The sequence below is a fragment of the Aquimarina sp. genome, assembly GCF_977115655.1.
Genome location: NZ_CDSBKO010000046.1, coordinates 25537 through 46813, shown reverse-complemented (window position 1 = coordinate 46813; position 21277 = coordinate 25537). Strand labels below are relative to the sequence as shown.

Below are 21277 nucleotides of genomic sequence, written 5' to 3'. Positions count from 1 at the left end.
ACTTTCATCTTGGGGAGAATGAAAGAACTCAATCATTATTACATTGTAAAGATACAATTATTTTTTAATCCACCAAATAAAAAATACATTTTATCCAAAATAATTGCTTTTGATCTTATATTTTTAATTTTATTCTTACAAAATTCCTACAAATTATATTTAGCATCAAATCATCGCCTCAAAGCATGCTTACAAGATCTTATTTTGAAAACATATTTTGCTTTTGATATAATCCTTGGGGAATTTAACTCCCCAACAAGAGATTAAACCTTTTTTATTTACTTTAGTCTAATAGTAAAATGGTTTATAGAATAATTCTAATAACCTAAATCAACCTAGCCTTTGAATACTCAAAATGAACAAGAATTACTAATTGCTTTGCAATCTGATATAAATTCTTCCTTTAGAAAGCTTATCGCCTTGTATCAACAAAGACTGTATTGGCATATCCGAAATATGGTGAAAAACCATGATGATACAGATGATATATTACAAAATGTATATATTAAAGTATATAACAACATAAATAACTTTAAAGGAGATAGTAAATTATATTCATGGTTATATCGTATTGCTACAAATGAATCTATAACTTTTTTGAATAAAAAAGCGAAAAAATATAATATTACGAATGAAGAATTAAGCCAAAAATTGGTTCAAAATTTAGAAGCCGATATATATTATGACGGAAACCTGATACAATTAAAACTGCAAAAGGCTATTGCAACTTTACCTCGCAAACAACAGCAAGTATTTAATATGAAATATTTTCAAGAATTAAAGTATAAAGAAATATCAGAGATACTGCAAACCAGTGAGGGCGCTTTAAAAGCATCGTATCATATAGCAACAAAAAAAATTGAAGAGTTTTTGAAAAACAATTAAACCTTTTTACTCAAAATAAGTCTTAACTAATAGTGGAAAAAGATAATTTACATAAAAAAAGTAGCGGATTTAAAGTACCCGAAGGATATTTTGAAAACTTTGAGAGCCATCTTTTAACAAGATTACCTTTTAAAACGGAAACAAAAAATATTTCGACTACAAAAATAGGTTCTGGATTTAAAATTCCGGAAGAGTATTTTGCAAATCTTGAAAACAAGATATATCAAAAAATCAAAGAAGTTAAACCCAAAAGAAAAATGGTTTTTTTAATTACCAGAAAAAATATTATATACTTATCTGGTGTTGCTGCAATGATCGCAATTGTAATATCCCTGTCTACAATCACAAAATCCAAACTTAACTTTGGTGATATAACAATCACAGATGCTTATACCTACTTTAATGATGAAAATATAGAGCTTGACAATATCGAAATTGCCACATTACTTGAAAACGATGTTAGCTATGCAGATATGTTGGAAAAAGAAATAATAAACAACGATACAATTTTAGATTATTTGTCTACAGAAGATTTGGATGAAGAAATCATATTAATAGAATAAACCAAAAACATGAAAAAAATAATAGTACTTATTTGCCTGACTTTTATTTATAATGGGCTTTTTGCTCAAAATGGATCGAGAGAAAAAATAAAAGCTTTAAAAATTGCATATATAACAGAAAAATTAGACCTGTCAAGTAAAGAAGCCCAAAAATTCTGGCCTGTATATAATGACTATAAAGAAACCATTGAAAACCTAAAAAAGGAAGAGCGTAAATTAATGAAGGTTTTAAACGAAGTCAATGATAACTCTACAGATATAACAAACAAACGTAGCGAAGATTTTATAAATGAATATCTTAAAATAGAAGAGGAAAAATCAAAAACGAGAAAAAAATTGATTCTGGATTTAAAAAATGTTATCCCAAACAAAAAAATACTACAACTTATAAAGGCAGAAGGAGATTTTCATAAACGCATGCTGGATAAAATCAAAGGGCACAGAAAAAGACATTAAATAGAAAAATCATAGACAGATAAATAACGTACTCTTTTTTGAGTACACATAATATATATATAAAACCTTTTCTACTTAAAAACCAATCTGGCTATCCTGTTTTTACCTGCTGCAATTGCTACACTATCATTAATAAATCGTAAGGTATAAAATCCTTCGTTACTAATATTTTGCCATGTATTACCAAAATCATTCGAAATAGAAACCCCTGTAAAACCTATAGCTACCATTTCTTTGCCTCCTCCATTAGGCACATATCTTACACAACTCTTGTACCCTGCTCCAACACCATCAGATACTAATTCCCAGGTTGTTCCCCCATCATTAGTTACAGCTTTATTTTTTATATTACTTTCAGGCATGGTATAATCTCCTCCAAAAACCACCCCTTTTTTGTCATCATAAAAATCTATAGAATAAGCTCCTGTAGTTTCTTTTCCTTGAATAATGGGTGTATCAAAAACCTTCCATGTTTTTCCTCTGTCGGGAGAAAAAAATACTCTGGATTTTACCCCTCCGGAAACGATCCATGTTTTATCGCCTGTAATAGCAATATTACCATTACTAGCTGCAAAAGCTGCTTCTCCGGAAACAGTAGGAGGAAGATCTTTACAAGAAACCTTTTTCCATGTTTCTCCCCTATCTCTGGTTATAATTACAGACAAACAAGAATCTGTGGGATCCCCTATTGCAATACCTTCTTGCGGGTTCCAAAATGCAATGGCGTCATAAAACACCTTTTCATGAGCTTCTGTATATACTATTTTTTCTTTTTTATCTTTAATCCCAATTTTTCTTAATCTTGCAGGAGACCCTATTCCTAAACTAAAAAATGAACTATCCTTAAATACCACTGCCCGCTGTTCTGCAGCCCGGTTATTATCTTTAGCAACAGTATCTTTATCAAAATCAACAACAAACACCTCTTTTGTTGTAAGATCTAAAAAGCCATAACCTTTATTAAAACCAAACCCAATTAGAGTGTCCTTATATATATCTACAGCCCTTATACTAATAGAGTCTTCAAGTAGAATTTCAATTTCAACTTTAGAAAAATTATGGAAAAGAGTTTTATTTTCTGCAACACAAAAAATAAAAATTAAACACAAAAACAACAAAGCAATTATTCTCATCATCAATAATTATACTCAAATATAACAGTATTTCGTTACAAAGGTATACCTTTGCACACCTTAAAAAACAATACAATGCGTTTACACAGAAATCTTGTCTTTGCTGTAATAGATGGATTACATGAAATATTTAATGAAGGAGCTTATGCCGATAAAGTAGTTCAAAAATTACTAAAGCGTGATAAAAGATGGGGTTCCCGGGATCGCAGTTTTGTTGCCGAAACTTTGTATGAAATTGTACGATGGAAACGTTTGTACACCGAAATTGCTGAAGTGAAAGAACCTTTTTCCAGAGAAAATTTATGGAGATTGTTTGCTGTTTGGGCAACATTACGAGGTATTTCTTTGCCAGACTGGAAACAAATTGGTCCTACTCCTACCCGACGAATCAAAGGTCGTTTTGATGAACTAAGCAAGATTAGAAAATTTAAAGAGTCTATCCCCGATTGGATGGATCAATTAGGAGAACAGGAATTAGGTAAACTATGGGACAAAGAAATTAGCGCATTAAATGAACAAGCCCCTGTTATATTACGGGCAAATACTTTAAAAACTACACGAGATAAATTAAGAAGCCTTTTGGAAGATGAAAAAATAGATACAGAGTTTATTAAAGGATATCCGGATGCTCTTCAGCTTACAGAAAGAGCTAATGTGTTTACTACAGAAGCATTTAAAAACGGGCTTTTTGAAGTACAAGACGCTTCATCACAATTGGTAGCAAATTTTTTAGAAATACAACCGGGACAACGCGTTGTTGACACTTGTGCAGGAGCAGGTGGAAAAAGCCTTCATCTGGCAGCATTAATGGAAAACAAAGGGCAGGTTATAGCTATGGATATCTATGACAACAAACTTAAAGAATTAAAAAGAAGAGCTCGTAGAGACGGAGCTCACAATATCGAAACCAGAGTTATCGAAAATACAAAAGACATTAAAAAATTACACGGTAAAGCAGATCGTGTTCTTATCGATGCCCCATGTAGTGGTTTGGGAGTCTTGAGACGAAACCCTGATGCTAAATGGAAATTGCAGCCTGAATTTTTAGATAAAATCAGAAAAACACAAACCGAGATATTAGAAAGTTACTCTAAAATAGTAAAACCAGGAGGAAAATTAGTGTATGCAACCTGCTCTATATTACCATCAGAAAATCAAGATCAGGTAAAGAATTTTCTTTCTAAAGAAACAGGAAAAGAGTTTACTTTTATTAAAGACAAAAAAATACTTTCGCACCAATCGGGATATGATGGGTTTTATATGGCATTATTAGAAAGAAAATCATAACTGAAAAAGGCTTCTTTTATTACTAAATTTCAGAACAACCCTACAAAATATATTTTCAAAAATATGTCTCGTTTTGAAACTAGCCATCAAAAATAAAGCTCTCTATAAGGGATTAAAAATTCAATATTTCCATTTTTTCACTGAAAACAGGGTATATCAAAGTATTTAAACAATTTAGTTTTGAACCCCTTCAATCTTTTAAAATAATACTAGAAAGTGAAAATAATTAATCCTCAAATGATTATATGGCTGATAATCCAGTTACTAATCGTGTTGTTTACTATGTATTCTCAAGAAAAAGAAAGTTTAATAATCTTCTGGATGACTCTTCCTTTTCTAATACTTAACTGTATCGCAATCCTTATCATATTATTAGGAAAACCAAAAACCGGCAGCATCTTATTTTTAATAGGAAGCGTTCTTTTTATACCAATAGGTCTGATTGGAGCAATAGGAGCACGTAAAATACTAAATAAAATAAAAGAAAAAAAATTTTTAGAAACACTTTAATATGGAGCCAACAAAAGACTTCTTTTTAAACAAAAAATTAGCTGACCAATACCTATACGTGGGGATAACAGCCTTAGTATTAGGTTCAATTTTTTTAGTTTTAATTGGCAACGCAACATTACTTGGAATAGGAATCTTATTTACGATAATAGGAGTACTAAATCAAAGTTTAAAAATAGTAAAGCTTTACCCACAATATTTAGAAGTAAAACTAGGGGTAATAGCTTCAAAAAAGTTAATAAAACATGATCAAATCACAGGTTTTTCTGTTGAAAAAAAGACGATGATATTAAATTACAATAATGAAAAAAATAAACCTAAAAAAGTTAAATTTCACACTAAAGCTTTTAAAGAAGAAGATATTATAGAATTAGATCAAGAATTAAAACAAAAAACAGATTTAGAACCTATTCATACCTTCATTCAAACAGATATAGAACAATAGATCATTTGTTTTCTTTTTTACCTAAGCAACTTATCATAAAATATTAATTATTGTTTAAAATTCAGTGAATAACTATATTATTCAACACTAATTTTATGCTAAACTTTAGTTATAAAATAGTAAATTTGCGGCTTAATAAAACAATCCAAATAAACGAAGTATGATCCACTTCTTCGGAAACCGAAACGAGAAAGTATTTGCAGTTCAAACAAACAATGAAATCTCTCCTGAAAACATAAAAAAATTGATCTGGTTATTTGGCAACCAACCTCAACTATCTGTAGCGTCTATCGACGCTTTTTTTGTTGGTCCGCGCGCAGCAATGATTACCCCTTGGAGTACCAACGCTGTAGAAATAACTCAGAACATGGGAATAGAAGGAATTATAAGAATAGAAGAGTTTCTATCCGTTCCTAAAGATCATACCAGTTTTGATCCTATGCTTTCTCAAAAATATAATGGTTTAGATCAAGAAATATATACTATTCATATAAAGCCAGAGCCTATTATAGAAATTGAGGATATAGCCACTTACAACTCTAACGAAGGTCTTGCTCTTAATAATGAAGAAATTGAATATCTGGAAGGAGTTAGCAAAAAGATAGGAAGAAAACTAACCGATTCTGAAGTATTTGGCTTTTCACAGGTAAATTCTGAGCACTGTCGTCATAAAATATTTAATGGCACATTTGTAATTGATGGAGAGGAACAACCTACTTCGCTCTTTAAACTAATCAAAAAAACATCAGAGACAAATCCAAATGATATTGTTTCTGCTTATAAAGATAATGTAGCCTTTATAAAAGGACCAAAAGTTACGCAGTTTGCTCCAAAAACCGCAGACAAGCCTGATTTTTATCAAGAAACCGAATTTAACAGTGTGATTTCCCTTAAGGCAGAAACACATAATTTTCCAACAACAGTAGAGCCTTTTAATGGTGCTGCAACAGGATCTGGTGGAGAAATAAGAGACAGACTTGCCGGAGGAAAAGGGTCTTTGCCCCTTGCTGGTACTGCCGTGTACATGACCTCTTACTCGCGTTTAGAAAATAACCGCCCTTGGGAGCAAGCCATGAAAGAAAGAGATTGGCTGTATCAAACCCCAATGGATATTTTGATAAAAGCATCTAATGGAGCATCTGATTTTGGAAATAAATTTGGACAACCTTTAATCACTGGTTCTGTGCTTACCTTCGAACATGAAGAGTATTTTGACAGGCTCAATATAAAACCCCGAAAACTTGGTTTTGACAAAGTTATCATGCAAGCTGGCGGGATTGGATATGGTAAAGCCGAACAAGCAATTAAAGCAGTACCCGAAAAAGGAGATAAAATTGTAATCCTAGGAGGAGAAAACTATCGAATCGGTATGGGAGGCGCAGCAGTATCCTCTGCAGATACAGGAGAATTTAGCAGTGGTATCGAATTAAATGCCATACAACGCTCTAATCCGGAAATGCAAAAGCGTGCCGCTAATGCCATTCGTGGTATGGTAGAAAGTGAAGAAAACACCATAGTTTCTATACACGACCACGGTGCAGGAGGACATCTTAACTGTCTTTCTGAACTAGTAGAAGAGACAGGAGGAAAAATCGACCTAGATGCATTGCCTGTAGGAGATCCTACCCTGTCTGCTAAAGAAATTATTGGTAACGAGTCTCAAGAACGCATGGGATTGGTTATTGGGAAAAAATCTATCGACACCCTGCAACGTATTGCAGAACGCGAGCGCTCGCCTATGTATCAGGTTGGAGAAGTTACCGGGGACCATAGATTTACTTTTGAATCTAAAACCAAAGGAGATAAACCAATGGATTTAGCTTTAGAAGATATGTTTGGTAGCTCCCCAAAAACTATAATGACCGATAATACGGTAGATCGTAATTATGACAAAATTACATATACCCCAGATAATTTTAGCGATTACTTAAATCAAGTTCTGCAATTAGAAGCTGTTGCTTGTAAAGATTGGTTAACCAACAAAGTAGACCGTTGTGTTGGAGGAAAAGTAGCAAAACAACAATGTGCCGGTCCTCTGCAATTACCACTAAATAATTGTGGTGTAATGGCTTTAGATTATAATAGTAAAGAAGGTGTTGCCACTAGTATAGGGCACTCCCCTATCTCTGGTTTGATTGATCCGGAAGCCGGTAGTAAAAATTCAATTGCTGAAGCTTTAACCAATATCATCTGGGCTCCTCTCAAAGATGGATTATCCTCAGTTTCTTTATCTGCAAACTGGATGTGGCCATGCAAAAATGAAGGAGAAGATGCCAGGTTATATAAAGCTGTAAAAGCCATTTCAGAGTTTGCTATAGATTTAGGAATTAATGTGCCAACCGGTAAAGATTCTTTATCCATGAAGCAAAAATATGCAAACGAAGAAGTTATTTCTCCCGGTACGGTAGTTATTTCTGCAGCTGCTAATTGTAACGATATCACCAAAATTATCGAACCCGTTTTACAAAAAAATGGTGGCGATATCTATTATATCAATTTATCTAAAGATGAATTTAAACTTGGTGGCTCTTCTTTTGGTCAAATTGTAAATGCTATCGGAAACGAAGCTCCTACAATTATTGATAATGAATATTTTGTAACAGTATTCAATACTATCCAAAGACTAATTTCTTTAGGTTTTATTTCAGCTGGGCACGATATCAGTTCAGGTGGGCTAATAACCACATTACTCGAAATGTGTTTTGCCGATAATGACCTAGGTGCTGATTTAGATTTAACCTCGTTAAACGAATCCGATAGTATAAAATTATTATTCTCTGAAAATAGTGGAATTGTATTTCAATCTAATAATGGACAGATTTTCCCGATCCTATATGAAAATGGTATAAACTGTGTAAAAATAGGAACGATAAACTCTGAAGGGGTTTTAAGAATTAAAAACCAAGACACAAAGCTAAATCTAAACATAGCTTCTTTACGTGATACCTGGTATAAAACTTCTTTCTTATTAGATCAAAAGCAAACGGCAAATAATTTAGCAAAAGATCGGTTTGAAAATTATGCAAACCAACCCCTGCACTACTCTTTCCCGTCTCATTTTACAGGAAAGAAACCAGTAATAGACACCACAAAACCAAGACCAAAAGCAGCAATCATACGCGAAAAAGGAAGTAATTCTGAACGCGAAATGGCAAATGCAATGTACTTGGCCGGTTTTGATGTTAAAGACGTGCACATGACCGATTTGATTTCTGGTCGGGAAACATTGGAAGATATTCAGTTTATAGGAGCCGTAGGAGGTTTTTCTAACAGTGATGTTTTGGGATCTGCAAAAGGATGGGCGGGAGCTTTTTTATATAACGAAAAAGCAAATACCGCCTTAAAAAACTTCTTTGACAGAGAAGACACTTTGTCTGTAGGTATCTGCAACGGTTGTCAATTATTCATGGAACTTGAAGTTATCAATCCGGACCATAAAACACATGGCAAACTATTACATAATAGTTCCCGCAAACACGAAAGCAACTTTACTTCGGTACATATTCAGGAAAATAATTCTGTAATGCTATCTACATTAACAGGAAGTACACTTGGAGTTTGGATCTCTCATGGAGAAGGAAAATTTAATCTTCCCCTTTCTGAAGAAAACTACAATATTGTCGCCAAATACGGTTACGAGGATTACCCTGCCAATCCAAATGGATCAGACTATAACACCGCTATGATGACCGATAAAACGGGCAGACATCTGGTTATGATGCCACATATAGAGCGTTCTATTTTTCAATGGAACTGGGCTTACTATCCTCAAGAAAGAAATGATGAAGTATCGCCTTGGATCGAAGCTTTTGTAAATGCCAGAAAATGGTTGGAAAAAAAATAATGTATAGATAACAATAAAGCTCTTTTTTAATAATTGATATGCAAAAGGAGGGCTTTTCAATACTTTTAATTTCTTAATTAAAGATATTATACCGGTACACTTTGAACTTACTCAAAAATGAAAATCAACTATTTTTTGGTCATGCAAAGAAGAAAAGTTGAACACAAGCGGATAAGAAAATTTTATTTCGGTAAACTCAAAGTGTAAATGGTATAACTACAAAATTATGGTTACTATCTGTAAAAATATGATTAAAATCATATTTCTTAAAGTTAAACACTAATATATTTACTAAATAAAAGATAAAAAGATCTTTTTATAATAAATTAAATCACTATAACTATGTTATCTAAAAAACAAGCGAAAAATTTCTTCTTAGGAGGAACATTGGTTACTTTTTTGGCATTTATTGGATTAACCATTTATTCTTTTAGTGAAGACCAAGATCAATCCAACTACACTAATATAACAGAACAGGTAGTACGAGGTAAACATTTATGGGAAACCAATAATTGTATGGGATGCCATACTCTTTTGGGAGAAGGGGGATATTATGCCCCAGAATTAACCAAAGTTTTGGATCGAAGAGGTGAAGGATATGTAAAAGCCGTATTAATGACTCCCGTTCCCTGGGCTCCAAATGGAAGAAAAATGGTTGCTTATGGTTTTTCTAAAGAAGAAGCAGATGATTTAATAGCTTTTTTTGATTGGATAGACGATATCGACCTTAATGGTTTTGATACCATTATATCTCCACTAGCCAAAGAAGAAAACTAATTAACATAAAAAGCACATATAATTATGAAATATAAATCTCAAAAAGTAGCCTATTGGTTTTTTGCCCTATCTATGCTGCTATTAATTTTACAAATTACCTATGGGTTTATTATGGGCTTTGCCCGTATTGGTATGGATGGGTTGCATGACTTTATTCCTTTTAATACAGCCAGAGCTGTACACACCAACTTATTAGTAGTTTGGTTACTATCAGGCTTTATGGGAGCAGCATATTATATTATACCCGAAGAGGCTCAACAAGAACTTGTTAATGTAAAACTTGCCTATATTCAGTTAATTTCGCTTGCATTAGTAGGCGTTACTGCTATTATAGGGTATCATTTTAACTGGTGGGAAGGACGTAAATTTTTAGAAATCCCCAGGCAATTGGATTTTCTGGTAGTTGCCAATGTGCTTCTGTTTTTAGGGCTAATATTAGCTACGCTTTTTAAAGGAAAACGAAGAACAACCACAGCATTAGTACTCTCTATGGGATTGTTGTTTGCAGCATTGTTATACCTTCCGGGAATGTTACCATTTGATAGTCAGGTTACAGACTCATTCTTTCGCTGGTGGGTAGTTCATTTATGGGTAGAAGGTGTATGGGAACTAATTATGGGAGGTATTCTTTCTTTTTTATTAATCAAGCTTACAGGGGTTGACAGAGAAGTTATAGAAAAATGGCTCTATGTAATTGTGGGGTTAACTTTCTTATCTGGTATTTTAGGTACAGGTCATCACTATTATTATATTGGGGTAAATAAAATATGGTTGGTAGTAGGAGGAATATTTTCGGCACTAGAACCTCTTGCTTTTTTGGCAATGGCACTTTTTGCAGTAAACATGTATCGAAAAGGAGAAAAAAAGCACCCTAATACTATTGCCTTATTCTGGACTATAGGATCTGCAATTGTATCTTTTGTAGGAGCTGGATTATTAGGTTTTGCACATACCTTACCACAAACCAATTTATACACTCACGGCACTTTGGTTACTGCAATGCATGGACACCTTGCCTTTTGGGGAGCATACGCAATGATAGTATTTGCTATTATTAGCTATTCCCTTCCTAATTTAACAGGTCGAAAATTATATAACAGTGCAAGAGGCAGAGCTTCATTCTGGATTGCAAATATAGGTATGATTGGTATGACAGTAGCTTTTGGGGTTGCAGGAGTCGCTCAGGTATATTTAGAACGCAAATTTAAAATGGAGTTCATGGTAGTGCAAAAAGAAATTAGTGTTCATTTTGTAGTATTAATTCTTTGTGCAACCCTGTTTACGATAGGGATTGTGTTGTATATAATTGACTTTATAAAACATGGGCGTCCTGATAATGAAGCAATAAAAATCATTGAAGAGTAGCCTGATAGTAAGTTTGGAAATGTTATTTATCGGGCAAGCCCTAAAGGCATTCAGCGCAAACTTTTTTTATATTTCAAGGTAATCCCAGGAGGATTAGCCCCGCAATATGGATTAGATCAGGGTCTAAAAAGTAAGTAATACACATCTGCATTTATCTTTGCTTCAGGATATGTGGTTGATATTATAATTAAAGTGATAGTGATATAGTTAATATTTTGGTTGATTTCAATTGTCATAAACACTAGCTTTTTAGACCTTCTTTAAAAATCAATACCCTTTAAGCAGGCTCGCAAGACATGCTAAAAAAACATCTTGTATTTGCCGCAAGCTGTGAGGGATCAAAAAATAAAATTATGGATGATTTAACAGGTCGTAATTTTTTTCCCAACGGAAAAAAAATAGAAATACCTAATACAACTATCAAAAAAATTGCAAATGCTCCTTTTTATAAACCAATAGCAAAAGAAGTAGAGGTTTTTGAACATGCTTATAAAAATAAATTACCAATCCTGTTAAAAGGGCCTACAGGAACCGGAAAAACCAGATTTATCGAATATATAGCATATCAATTAGAAAAAAAGCTAATTACTATTTCTTGTCATGAAGAAACTTCATCTACAGATTTGATAGGGCGCTATATTATCAAAGGAGCAGAAACAATATGGATAGATGGCCCTTTGACAAAAGCTGTAAAAGAAGGTGCTATAATTTATCTGGATGAAATTGCTGAAGCCCGACCAGACGTAATTGTAGCAATTCATGCATTAACAGATCACAGAAGAGAGTTATTTGTAGACAAATTGGGGAAAACCATAAAAGCACATCAGGATTTTATGTTGGTTGCATCCTTTAATCCGGGATATCAAAAAGGCTTTAAAGAACTTAAACCATCTACCAGACAACGATTTATTGCAATATCATTTCAATATCCTTCTCCCGGGATCGAATCAGAAATCATAAAAAATGAAACAGGTATAGAAGAAGCTGTAGCAAAAAAACTGGTTAATATTGCTAATAAAATAAGAAATCTTACCGAATTAGGATTAACAGAAACGGTTTCTACACGTTTATTGGTTGATGCCGCAAAATTGATACACTCTGGATTGCCCAAACGTCTTTCTGTAAAAGTAGCCGTAGTAGAACCACTTACAGACGATCCTGAAATAACAAATGCTCTAGCCGATTTATGTGATTTAATGATATAAACCACCACCTATGTTTGAACCAGATGAATATCTATACAGTAAAATAGTTCACTTTTTTAAAAAACGAAAAAAAAAGGCTCAGGAAAAAAAACAATATATTGTTAAATTAGAAAACATAAAGCCCCGGTTAACAATTCTGGCCCGTGCAATCACAGGAGAAACCATAGAAATTTTTGAAGCAGAACGAGAAGGAGGATATAAAAACAATAATTATTTCTTGCCTGCTTATTTTTCAGGGTTTATGACTACCGAGGAAAATGTTTTGTTTTACCTCTTCAGAACTGTTTATTTATCTGTTCAGAAAAACCTAGGATTCAATTTTGTCCCTACCGACAAATATACATTAGAAGATGCCCAAAATAAATCCAGGGAAACATCGGTTCAAGTCTTAAAAGAAGCTCAAAAACAATTTCCATTTGTAGATAATATATATCATAAATTAAAAACGTATTTTGAAATAATCCCCCACAAAGAAAAACAAGTTGACTATACTTTTATATATGGAAAATGGATGTGCAATGAGATTCCGTCAGAGCCAAAACAGGTATTAAAGAATTTTTCGCAAAAAGCACAAGAAGCAATTCAAAATGAAATACAAACCATACTGAAAGCTAATGCAGTAGAAGAGATTGTAAATATAGAAATAGATAAAAAGGCTCAGGAAGATTATGTGCTTACCCATAATTTTGAAAAAGTAGAAACCGCAGAGGAGTACGAAAGCGGGTGGCGTGATTTTGATGGAGATGATGATTTAGAAGAGCACGCCAATGCACTAGATGAATTAACCATGAAACATACCGTTAGGGCAGATGACCCTACACACTCTATATATCAGGCTAATTTTATCGAAAATACTACCATTTCTGAAAGTATAGAAACCGATACCAAAGGGTATCACATAAGTTATGATGAATGGGATTTTTCTAAACGAATATACAAACCTGATTTTTGTAAAGTATATCCAAAAAATCAAACAGAAACGGATGTAGCATATTACAAAAAAACAATACATAATAATGCTTCAACATTAACAGGATTACGTAAAATGTTGGTCTCGGTAAACAATAAATACCAACAGCAACGAAGACAAGTTCAGGGAGAAGAATTTGATTTGGATATGATTACCGATTTATTTACCGATATATATTCTGGGCACACACCCTCAGACAAAATTTACTTATCCAAACGAAAAAAGGAAAAAGACATTTCTATTTTGATTTTGCTGGATATTAGTTTATCCAGTGATGGATATGCTGCCGGAAACAAAGTAATTGATGTAGAAAAGCAAGTATCTATAATTTTTGGGGAAATTCTGGAAGAGTTTACCGTTGATTTTTCTATACAATGTTTTTATTCCAAAACCAGAAACTATTCCACCTATATAACTCTAAAAGGATTTGATGAAGATTGGAGCAAAGCCAAATACAAAATAGGGGCCGTATCTCCTTGTGGTTACACACGCATTGGTGCTGCTCTTAGACATTCTGGGGTATTACTGGATCAACGAAACACAAAAAACAAGTGGGTAATTCTTATTTCTGATGGAAAACCTAATGATTTTGACAAATATGAAGGCAAATATGGGATCAATGATGTAAAGCAAGCACTTCGGGAATTAAACCAAAGACAGATAAACTCGTATGCATTGGCTATTGAAGCACAAGCAAAATATTACTTACCACAAATGTTTGGACAAAATCATTATCAAATCCTGACTACTCCTGCAGAGCTTTTGCAATCACTGGCAAAACTGTATGAAAAAATAAAACATCAAAATTAACCGGTTGCATCTGGCGGTTCCTTCTTATACCATTTTTGTGGTAATAATTTTAACAGGACAGGCTTTTGTAGCTTGTTCACAAGCATCCAGAATAGTATTATCTGCCGATTTTATAGTAAAAAAACCCTTTTTTTCGGTAGCATGTAGTAAAACAGACTTCCCGTCTTTTTTGGACATCTGAAATTGCTCTGGAGCTAATTCTACACAATAATTACATCCTATACATTTGTTGCGTTGTAACGTTACGACCACCATTTATTATTGATTCTTTACTATTTTATACAGCTTATCTGATAACCTAATCCTAAAATCCAAAGGAATGGTACACAAATCTCCTTTTTGCGCTTTTTTTAATGGCTCATCATTTACAAGCATTTCTGTAAGTTTAAATTCTTTAGAACCAGTAGTAGGACCTGTAATTAGTATTGTATCTCCAACAGATAAATCGTACGCTTCAATTTTAAATTCACCAATTTTATTTTTAGGAAAATAATGCTGCCCTTTCCCTATATATACTTTTTTTTGAGTGGCTTTAGAACCATCAACATCGCTCCATTCCCCTAGTTTTTGACCTAAATAATATCCACTCCAGAAACCCCGATTGTACACTTTTTTTAACTGATCCATCCAATCAAGAACCTTTTCTTTGGTATATGCCCCTTCATAATAAGCATCAATAGCATCTCTATAAGTTTTAATTACGGTGGCTACATATTCAGGAGCTCTGCCCCTGCCTTCAATTTTCAATACTTTAACACCAGTATCAATTACCTGATCTAAAAAATCCAGCGTACATAAGTCTTTTGGAGACATCAAATATTCATTGTCTACTTCTATTTCAAAACCAGAATCCTGATCGATCACAGTATATTTTTTTCTGCAATTTTGTTTACAAGCCCCCCGGTTGGCAGATGAGTTATGAGAGTGGAGACTTAAGTAACATTTTCCGGATACTGCCATACACAATGCACCATGACCAAAAATCTCGATTTCTACCAGATTACCAGATGGTCCTTTGATTTGATCTTTTTCAATTTGTTCTGTTATCCTTTTTACCTGTCGCAAACTAAGTTCCCGACTCATTACCATGGTATCTGCAAACATGGCATAAAAACGAACCGTTTCTATGTTGGTAATATTGATCTGTGTAGAAATATGAATTTCTATGCCTATCTGCCGGGCATACGCTATAACTGCTTGATCCATAGCTATAACTGCTGTTATATTGGCTTTTTTTGCTGCATTCAGCAATGTTTTTATGATAGATAAATCATGATCGTAGATAATTGTATTAAGAGTAAGATAGGTGCGGATATTTTTTTTTACACATCTTTTTGTTATTTCGGTTAAATCATCAATAGTAAAATTAATACTTGCGCGAGCACGCATGTTTAGTTGTTCTACCCCAAAATATATAGAATCTGCTCCATTATCTATTGCCGCCTGCAGAGATTCAAAATTACCTGCAGGAGCCATTAATTCTATTTTTCCTGATGTTGTCATAATATTAAACTTGAAATATTTGGTGCTTAAAAACCTGTTTTTTATAAAAAAAATCTATTCTGATAGCTATATTTTTTCAATTTTGATGCGCACGTCTACGGCCGTAATAGTACTTTTTGTTCCTATTAAAGGATTGATATCCATTTCTGTAATTTCTGGAGCTGCTTCTACCAAGGCAGACAAACGCTGTATAATTTCTATAAACTGAAGCTCGTTAACCCCATCTTTTCCCCGGCTTCCTTGTAGCAATTTATATCCTCGTAAAGAGCTAATCATTTTTTGAGCTTCGGCAGCAGATATGGGACTTAATCCGGCAGCTACATCGTTCAGTATTTCAATAAAAATACCACCTAAGCCACATAAAATAGTATGATTAAACCCAGGTTCTTTTTTTACCCCTACAAATAGTTCTAAACCTGATAGCATGGGTTGCACCATAACAGCTATAGCATCATTGATGCTCATTAATATATCAAAATTTTTGGAAACCTCTTCTACAGTATTGACATTAAGGATAACCCCTTGTATATCAGATTTATGCAAAGGACCTACAACTTTCATTACCAAAGGAAAAGGAATCTGTGATATTTTAGAAAGGAGATCTTCTTTAGAATTTTCAATGATTTCTACAGATCCGGAAATTCCCGAAGCATTTATAATCAGAGTAGCATCTTCAGGAGTTAAATATCCATTATTAGCTTTATCAATAATGGTTCGTATTTTTTTATTATCTATTTTGGGTAGTTTTACATCGTTTATTGAGGGAGAGGATGTTTTGTATACCTCAGCCAAAGCTTTTCCCAAAACAACCTCATCCGGAAAATTAATATTTCCTTTAGACAAAAACGTTTTTATTTCTTTTTGGGCATTAATCACAGAAGGAAGTACAGGAAATATAGGTTTAGAACAAATATCAAGTTTTACACTTAGTACGTTATATACATTTTCTACATCAAACAAGCCAGGGCTTCCAAAAACGACCACCATAGCATCTATAAAATCAAACTTATGCTCGCAATAATCAATGATAATTCCTAATTGTTCTGCAGTTCCTGTAGCAAGAAAATCAATAGGATTACTCACCGATGAACCGGGGTGCAAGTAAGTTTCTAATTTTTTAGCATCTTCCCCTTCGATAGCGGGGATTTGTAAACCTCCATTAGAAAGTACATCTGCAAGCATAACAGCAGAGCCTCCTGCATGTGTAATAATTGCAATATTTTTTCCTTTAAGCTTTTTATATTTAAAAATAGAAGCCACGCTTAGTAATTCTTCTCTGCTACTGCAATACACGATTCCTGCTTTTTTAAAGAGCGCCCTGACCGTCATATCCGAACTGGCAATAGCGCCTGTATGAGACAAGGCTGCCCTGCTTCCCTCAGTAGTACTTCCTGCCTTGATTGCTGCAATTTTTACCCCTTTATTAATTAATGACGAAGCGTGTTTAAGTAATTTTTTCGGGTTTTTAATCGTCTCCAGATACAACAATTTTATAGAAGAATCTTTATCAGGGTTATAATGGATATCCATATATTCTAACACATCCTCTACCCCTGTTTGCGCTCCGTTACCAACCGAGTATACATTGGCAAACTGAACTCCCAGTAACATTCCCGCTTCCATAATAAATACGGCAGTTGCTCCGGATCCTGAAATTAAATCACATCCTTTAGAGTTGTATTCTGGAATTGGTGTTGTAAAAACACCTTTATAATTTTTATGAAGCACTCCTATACAATTAGGGCCAATCAAACAACCATTTACACTATTGATAATCTCTACTATTTCTTTTTCAATACGAGCTCCCGTTTCATCGGTTTCTCCAAAACCAGCAGAAATAATAATAAAAGCTTTAGTGTTTTTTTGATTTGCCAAAACTTTAATTGTTTCCAGGCAATATTTTGCAGGGATAGCCAGTATTGCCAAATCTGTATCTGGAATATCATTAACATTGGCATACGAAGCAATTCCTTGTACTTGTTGTTCTTTTGGGTTAACAATTCTTAGTTCTCCTTTATAATTGCCATCTATACAGTTTTTTACAATTTTTCCTCCTGGTTTTCTAATTGTATTCGATCCTCCTATAATAACGATGCTTTTGGGATCTGTTAATTGCTCGTTTATCATCCTGCTATATTTATAAAACGGGTAAAAGTAGGATAGCGCCACAATTTATTTAATGATATAAATCATACTTGCTCAAGAAGATTATTTATTGTAGTGGCAACAAAAGAAATTGTACCGGGAATCTGGTCGTATATCCAAAGGGGGCAATACTTTTTAACACACTTATAAAAACAGAACCGGCAACTATCTACTAACTCCTATAAAAAGAAACAGAAGCTACTTTTTGAAAAAAAACCAATACAAGTACTATAAATTAAGCGTATCAAAATCTTTTAAAGAAATAACGGTACCTTTTCTTTTGATTTCTTCTACAAGATGGTCTATAGTTTTATCTCTAAAATCTCGTAATAATTTTTGTTTAAAAGGAGAGACTGTGGCATGAACAGGGCAAGGATTTTTATCATCACATTTTGACAATCCCAAAAAACATTGATCGAATTTATCTGTTCCATCTATACTTTTTATAATATCCCAAACCGATTTTTTTCTGTTTTTTTTATCCAAAAAAAAGCCGCCATTTGGTCCTTTGGTAGAAGACACAAGTTTGGCCGTAGCAAGTTGCCGTAATAATTTGGCCAAAAAAGGTTGAGGGGTTTCTAGTTCCTCTGCAATTTTTTTCGCTCCTATTTTTTTGGTTTCATCACTGTGTATTGCCAAATAAAGTAGAGATCGTATTGCATACTTGCAAGCGTTAGACAGCATAAATATCGTTTATAAGCACCAAATATAATAAAAAGATATTTTTATCCTTAATTAGAACAATATTCTATGGGAAAACCTTATTGCCCAGCAGTTTTAATTATCTATATTATGACTTAAGTCATATTTATTAACACTTGATCCTTATATGTTTGTAATTCAAGAAAAACAATAAGAAAGTGAATTTAAAGGAAAAAATAAAAAAAATAAAAGCCGAAAAAAATGCAGTGATACTGGCCCATTATTATCAAAGACCAGAAATACAAGAAATGGCTGATTATGTAGGAGATAGCTTAGGATTGTCCCAAAAAGCAGCAGAAACAGATGCAGATATCATTGTTTTTGCAGGCGTGCATTTTATGGCAGAAACTGCAAAAATATTAAACCCAAAAAAAATAGTAGTACTTCCGGATTTAAACGCAGGATGCTCACTTGCAGATTCTTGCCCGCCTTATTTATTTAAAAACTTTATAGAAAAACATCCGGATCATATCGTAATCACCTATGTAAATTGCAGTGCAGAGATCAAAGCTATGACAGATATTGTTTGTACCTCATCCAATGCGCTAAAAATTGTAGAATCCATACCAAAAGACAGGCCTATAATTTTTGCGCCAGATAAAAATTTAGGGAAATATATTATGAAACAAACTGGCAGAGAAATGCTATTATGGGATGGTAGCTGTATAGTTCATGAAGCATTTTGTATAGATAAACTTGTAGAACTGCATAAAAAATACCCTGATGCAATAATTATTGCCCACCCTGAATCTGAAGAGCATATTTTGAAAACAGCGTCATATATTGGTTCTACTTCCGGAATGATAAATTATGTAAAAAAATATCCTCAAAAAAAATTTATAGTAGCTACAGAAGCAGGGATTTTACATAAAATGCAACAAGAAGTCCCGCATACGGTGCTAATTCCTGCTCCTGCCGAAGAAGATAATACCTGCGCATGCAGCGAATGCAGCTACATGAAAATAAATACACTACAAAAACTATATGATTGCTTATATAAGGAAAGCCCGCAAATAGATATTGACCCTGCGATTAGAGAAAAAGCATTAATTCCTATTCAGCGCATGTTAGAACTTTCTAAATGATTATCCATGACAGATACAAATTATTTGATTATAGGTTCTGGTATAGCAGGATTAACATTTGCTGTAAAAATAGCAGAGCATTTTACAGACAAAACCATTACTATAGTCACCAAAGCAAATGAAGATGAATCTAATACCAAATATGCCCAGGGAGGGGTCGCAGTAGTATTAGATGTTAAAGAAGATTCTTTTCAAAAGCATATAGATGATACCTTATTGGCTGGTGATGGCTTATGTAATAGCAAAGTAGTAGAGTTGGTTATCAAGGAAGGTCCCCTGCGTTTAAAAGAATTGATAGATTGGGGGGCTAATTTTGATAGTAACGATCAAGGTAATTTGGATTTGGGTAAAGAAGGGGGGCACTCCGAATATCGAGTGGTGCACCATAAAGATATAACAGGATATGAAGTAGAAAGAGCCTTATTATATCGTGTTCATCAATTACCAAATGTAACGATTTTGACACATCATTTTGCAATAGACTTAATCACAGAACACCATTTAAAAGTCTCTAACCCTCATAACCTTTCTTGTTACGGAGCATACGTATTGGATCAAAAATCGGGAAAAATAAAAACTATAAAAGCAGATAGTACTCTACTCGCTTCTGGAGGTATAGGTCGTGTGTACGGGCATACTACAAATCCGGTGATTGCTACCGGCGATGGGATAGCAATGGCATATCGGGCCAAGGCCTTGATAAAAGATATGGAGTTTATTCAATTTCATCCTACTGCTCTATACGATACCAAAGAAGAATCCTCTTTTTTGATATCTGAAGCAGTAAGAGGTTTTGGAGCATATTTACGCAATAAACGAGGACGTAGATTTATGCTGGACTATGATGACAGAGCAGAACTAGCTTCAAGAGATATTGTATCGCAAAGCATATATAATGAGCTTAAAAAATCAGGAGACACCCATGTTTTTTTGGATTGTACCCATTTGGATATAGAAAATTTCAAATCTCATTTCCCCAATATCTATAAAAAATGTTTGACATATCATATCGATATAGAAAAAGACTGGATTCCTGTAGTTCCTGCTTCTCATTACTTATGTGGCGGTATTGTAGTGGATCCCAAAGGAAGGACATCCATCACAAATTTATACGCCTGTGGAGAATGTTCCAGAACAGGATTACACGGGGCCAACAGATTAGCATCAAACTCTTTGTTAGAAGCCTTGGTGTATGCACATAATATATACAAATACCACGTAAAACATCCTCCACAATCAACTAAAATAACTATTCCGCAATGGAATGATGAAGGAACAGTTATTTCTGAAAAACACATTTTAATACAAAACAATATCAAACAATTGCAAGCTTTGATGCGGGATTATGCAGGTATAGTAAGAAGCAATAATCGGCTAATAAAAGCAATAGATCATTTGAACCTTATTTATAATGAAGTAAATCAACTATATAGAAAATCAAAGGTTAATACTGATTTATGTGAATTAAGAAATATGATTAATGTAGCACATTTAATTATTCATCAATCGTTGGAGCGAAAAGAAAACCGGGGGGGATATTACAATATAGATAATGAGATCACTACGACTTCAATAAATACAGAACACTAAAA

Annotated in this window: 19 protein-coding genes; 14 read left to right on the top strand and 5 right to left on the bottom strand. The window is 33.6% G+C overall.

Annotated elements, in window-relative coordinates; translation table 11 throughout:
• From ACZIYX_RS17440 to ACZIYX_RS17425, 4 genes are all read left to right on the top strand, one after another.
• The coding region (locus ACZIYX_RS17440) for a hypothetical protein (protein ID WP_462683535.1) at positions 1–267 on the top strand (267 nt) is incomplete at its 5' end.
• Between the two features lie 75 nt (positions 268–342).
• Positions 343–885: an RNA polymerase sigma factor gene (locus ACZIYX_RS17435; protein ID WP_462683534.1), complete on the top strand. Its 543-nt coding sequence runs from the start codon at positions 343–345 to the stop codon at positions 883–885.
• A 32-nt stretch (positions 886–917) separates the two neighbouring features.
• Complete coding sequence (locus ACZIYX_RS17430; RefSeq protein ID WP_462683533.1) at positions 918–1448, top strand: hypothetical protein; 531 nt, start codon at positions 918–920, stop codon at positions 1446–1448.
• 9 nt (positions 1449–1457) lie between these two features.
• Complete coding sequence (locus tag ACZIYX_RS17425; RefSeq protein ID WP_462683532.1) at positions 1458–1904, top strand: sensor of ECF-type sigma factor; 447 nt, start codon at positions 1458–1460, stop codon at positions 1902–1904.
• Between the two features lie 71 nt (positions 1905–1975).
• Here ACZIYX_RS17425 and ACZIYX_RS17420 read toward each other — a convergent pair whose 3' ends face one another.
• Complete coding sequence (locus ACZIYX_RS17420) at positions 1976–3040, bottom strand: WD40/YVTN/BNR-like repeat-containing protein (RefSeq protein ID WP_462683531.1); 1065 nt, start codon at positions 3038–3040, stop codon at positions 1976–1978.
• 72 nt (positions 3041–3112) lie between these two features.
• Here ACZIYX_RS17420 and ACZIYX_RS17415 point away from each other — a divergent pair, with 72 nt between their 5' ends.
• The 8 genes from ACZIYX_RS17415 to ACZIYX_RS17380 all read left to right on the top strand — a co-directional run bounded on the left by ACZIYX_RS17415 (position 3113) and on the right by ACZIYX_RS17380 (position 14250).
• Positions 3113–4324, top strand: coding sequence for an RsmB/NOP family class I SAM-dependent RNA methyltransferase (locus ACZIYX_RS17415; RefSeq protein WP_462683530.1), 1212 nt, complete (start codon positions 3113–3115; stop codon positions 4322–4324).
• A 237-nt stretch (positions 4325–4561) separates the two neighbouring features.
• Positions 4562–4834 carry a hypothetical protein gene (locus ACZIYX_RS17410; RefSeq protein ID WP_462683529.1) on the top strand — a complete coding sequence of 91 codons (273 nt, stop codon included), beginning with the start codon at positions 4562–4564 and terminating at the stop codon, positions 4832–4834.
• Between the two features lies 1 nt (position 4835).
• A complete protein-coding gene (locus ACZIYX_RS17405) occupies positions 4836–5279 on the top strand; it encodes a hypothetical protein (RefSeq protein WP_462683528.1) in 444 nt (147 codons plus the stop codon).
• A 160-nt stretch (positions 5280–5439) separates the two neighbouring features.
• Complete coding sequence (gene purL, locus ACZIYX_RS17400; RefSeq protein WP_462683527.1) at positions 5440–9123, top strand: phosphoribosylformylglycinamidine synthase; 3684 nt, start codon at positions 5440–5442, stop codon at positions 9121–9123.
• A 342-nt stretch (positions 9124–9465) separates the two neighbouring features.
• Entirely contained in the window at positions 9466–9900 is a 435-nt protein-coding gene (locus ACZIYX_RS17395; RefSeq protein ID WP_462683526.1) for a c-type cytochrome, read from the top strand.
• A 24-nt stretch (positions 9901–9924) separates the two neighbouring features.
• Positions 9925–11265, top strand: coding sequence for a cbb3-type cytochrome c oxidase subunit I (locus ACZIYX_RS17390; RefSeq protein ID WP_462683525.1), 1341 nt, complete (start codon positions 9925–9927; stop codon positions 11263–11265).
• Between the two features lie 353 nt (positions 11266–11618).
• Positions 11619–12470 carry an AAA family ATPase gene (locus tag ACZIYX_RS17385; RefSeq protein ID WP_462683524.1) on the top strand — a complete coding sequence of 284 codons (852 nt, stop codon included), beginning with the start codon at positions 11619–11621 and terminating at the stop codon, positions 12468–12470.
• Positions 12471–12480: 10 nt separating this feature from the next.
• The gene (locus tag ACZIYX_RS17380; protein WP_462683523.1) at positions 12481–14250 is read left to right on the top strand and encodes a nitric oxide reductase activation protein NorD; all 1770 of its coding nucleotides are present in this window, start codon (positions 12481–12483) and stop codon (positions 14248–14250) included.
• 24 nt (positions 14251–14274) lie between these two features.
• Here the strand turns inward: ACZIYX_RS17380 and ACZIYX_RS17375 are convergent, their stop codons facing one another.
• From ACZIYX_RS17375 to ACZIYX_RS17360, 4 genes are all read right to left on the bottom strand, one after another.
• The gene (locus ACZIYX_RS17375; RefSeq protein WP_462683522.1) at positions 14275–14505 is read right to left on the bottom strand and encodes a ferredoxin; all 231 of its coding nucleotides are present in this window, start codon (positions 14503–14505) and stop codon (positions 14275–14277) included.
• Between the two features lie 3 nt (positions 14506–14508).
• Positions 14509–15753: a peptidase U32 family protein gene (locus ACZIYX_RS17370; RefSeq protein ID WP_462683521.1), complete on the bottom strand. Its 1245-nt coding sequence runs from the start codon at positions 15751–15753 to the stop codon at positions 14509–14511.
• Positions 15754–15819: 66 nt separating this feature from the next.
• A complete protein-coding gene (locus tag ACZIYX_RS17365) occupies positions 15820–17880 on the bottom strand; it encodes an acetate--CoA ligase family protein (RefSeq protein WP_462683520.1) in 2061 nt (686 codons plus the stop codon).
• 246 nt (positions 17881–18126) lie between these two features.
• Positions 18127–18582: an RrF2 family transcriptional regulator gene (locus ACZIYX_RS17360; protein ID WP_462683519.1), complete on the bottom strand. Its 456-nt coding sequence runs from the start codon at positions 18580–18582 to the stop codon at positions 18127–18129.
• Between the two features lie 176 nt (positions 18583–18758).
• On the opposite strand from ACZIYX_RS17360, the gene nadA reads away from it, so the two are divergent.
• Both nadA and nadB read left to right on the top strand, forming a co-directional pair.
• Positions 18759–19685, top strand: coding sequence for a quinolinate synthase NadA (gene nadA, locus ACZIYX_RS17355; RefSeq protein ID WP_462683518.1), 927 nt, complete (start codon positions 18759–18761; stop codon positions 19683–19685).
• Between the two features lie 6 nt (positions 19686–19691).
• Positions 19692–21275, top strand: coding sequence for an L-aspartate oxidase (gene nadB / locus ACZIYX_RS17350; RefSeq protein WP_462683517.1), 1584 nt, complete (start codon positions 19692–19694; stop codon positions 21273–21275).
• The last annotated feature ends 2 nt before the right edge of the window (positions 21276–21277 follow it).

Bases quoted from the DNA above. Each gene is read 5' to 3' on its own strand.
- ACZIYX_RS17425 (WP_462683532.1), top strand. From the start codon at position 1,458: ATGAAAAAAATAATAGTACTTATTTGCCTGACTTTTATTTATAATGGG.
- ACZIYX_RS17385 (WP_462683524.1), top strand. From the start codon at position 11,619: ATGGATGATTTAACAGGTCGTAATTTTTTTCCCAACGGAAAAAAAATA.
- ACZIYX_RS17380 (WP_462683523.1), top strand. From the start codon at position 12,481: ATGTTTGAACCAGATGAATATCTATACAGTAAAATAGTTCACTTTTTT.
- ACZIYX_RS17370 (WP_462683521.1), bottom strand. From the start codon at position 15,753: ATGACAACATCAGGAAAAATAGAATTAATGGCTCCTGCAGGTAATTTT.
- ACZIYX_RS17365 (WP_462683520.1), bottom strand. From the start codon at position 17,880: ATGATAAACGAGCAATTAACAGATCCCAAAAGCATCGTTATTATAGGA.
- purL (WP_462683527.1), top strand. From the start codon at position 5,440: ATGATCCACTTCTTCGGAAACCGAAACGAGAAAGTATTTGCAGTTCAA.
- ACZIYX_RS17390 (WP_462683525.1), top strand. From the start codon at position 9,925: ATGAAATATAAATCTCAAAAAGTAGCCTATTGGTTTTTTGCCCTATCT.
- ACZIYX_RS17410 (WP_462683529.1), top strand. From the start codon at position 4,562: ATGATTATATGGCTGATAATCCAGTTACTAATCGTGTTGTTTACTATG.
- ACZIYX_RS17375 (WP_462683522.1), bottom strand. From the start codon at position 14,505: ATGGTGGTCGTAACGTTACAACGCAACAAATGTATAGGATGTAATTAT.
- ACZIYX_RS17420 (WP_462683531.1), bottom strand. From the start codon at position 3,040: ATGATGAGAATAATTGCTTTGTTGTTTTTGTGTTTAATTTTTATTTTT.
- ACZIYX_RS17360 (WP_462683519.1), bottom strand. From the start codon at position 18,582: ATGCTGTCTAACGCTTGCAAGTATGCAATACGATCTCTACTTTATTTG.
- ACZIYX_RS17405 (WP_462683528.1), top strand. From the start codon at position 4,836: ATGGAGCCAACAAAAGACTTCTTTTTAAACAAAAAATTAGCTGACCAA.
- nadB (WP_462683517.1), top strand. From the start codon at position 19,692: ATGACAGATACAAATTATTTGATTATAGGTTCTGGTATAGCAGGATTA.
- ACZIYX_RS17395 (WP_462683526.1), top strand. From the start codon at position 9,466: ATGTTATCTAAAAAACAAGCGAAAAATTTCTTCTTAGGAGGAACATTG.
- ACZIYX_RS17415 (WP_462683530.1), top strand. From the start codon at position 3,113: ATGCGTTTACACAGAAATCTTGTCTTTGCTGTAATAGATGGATTACAT.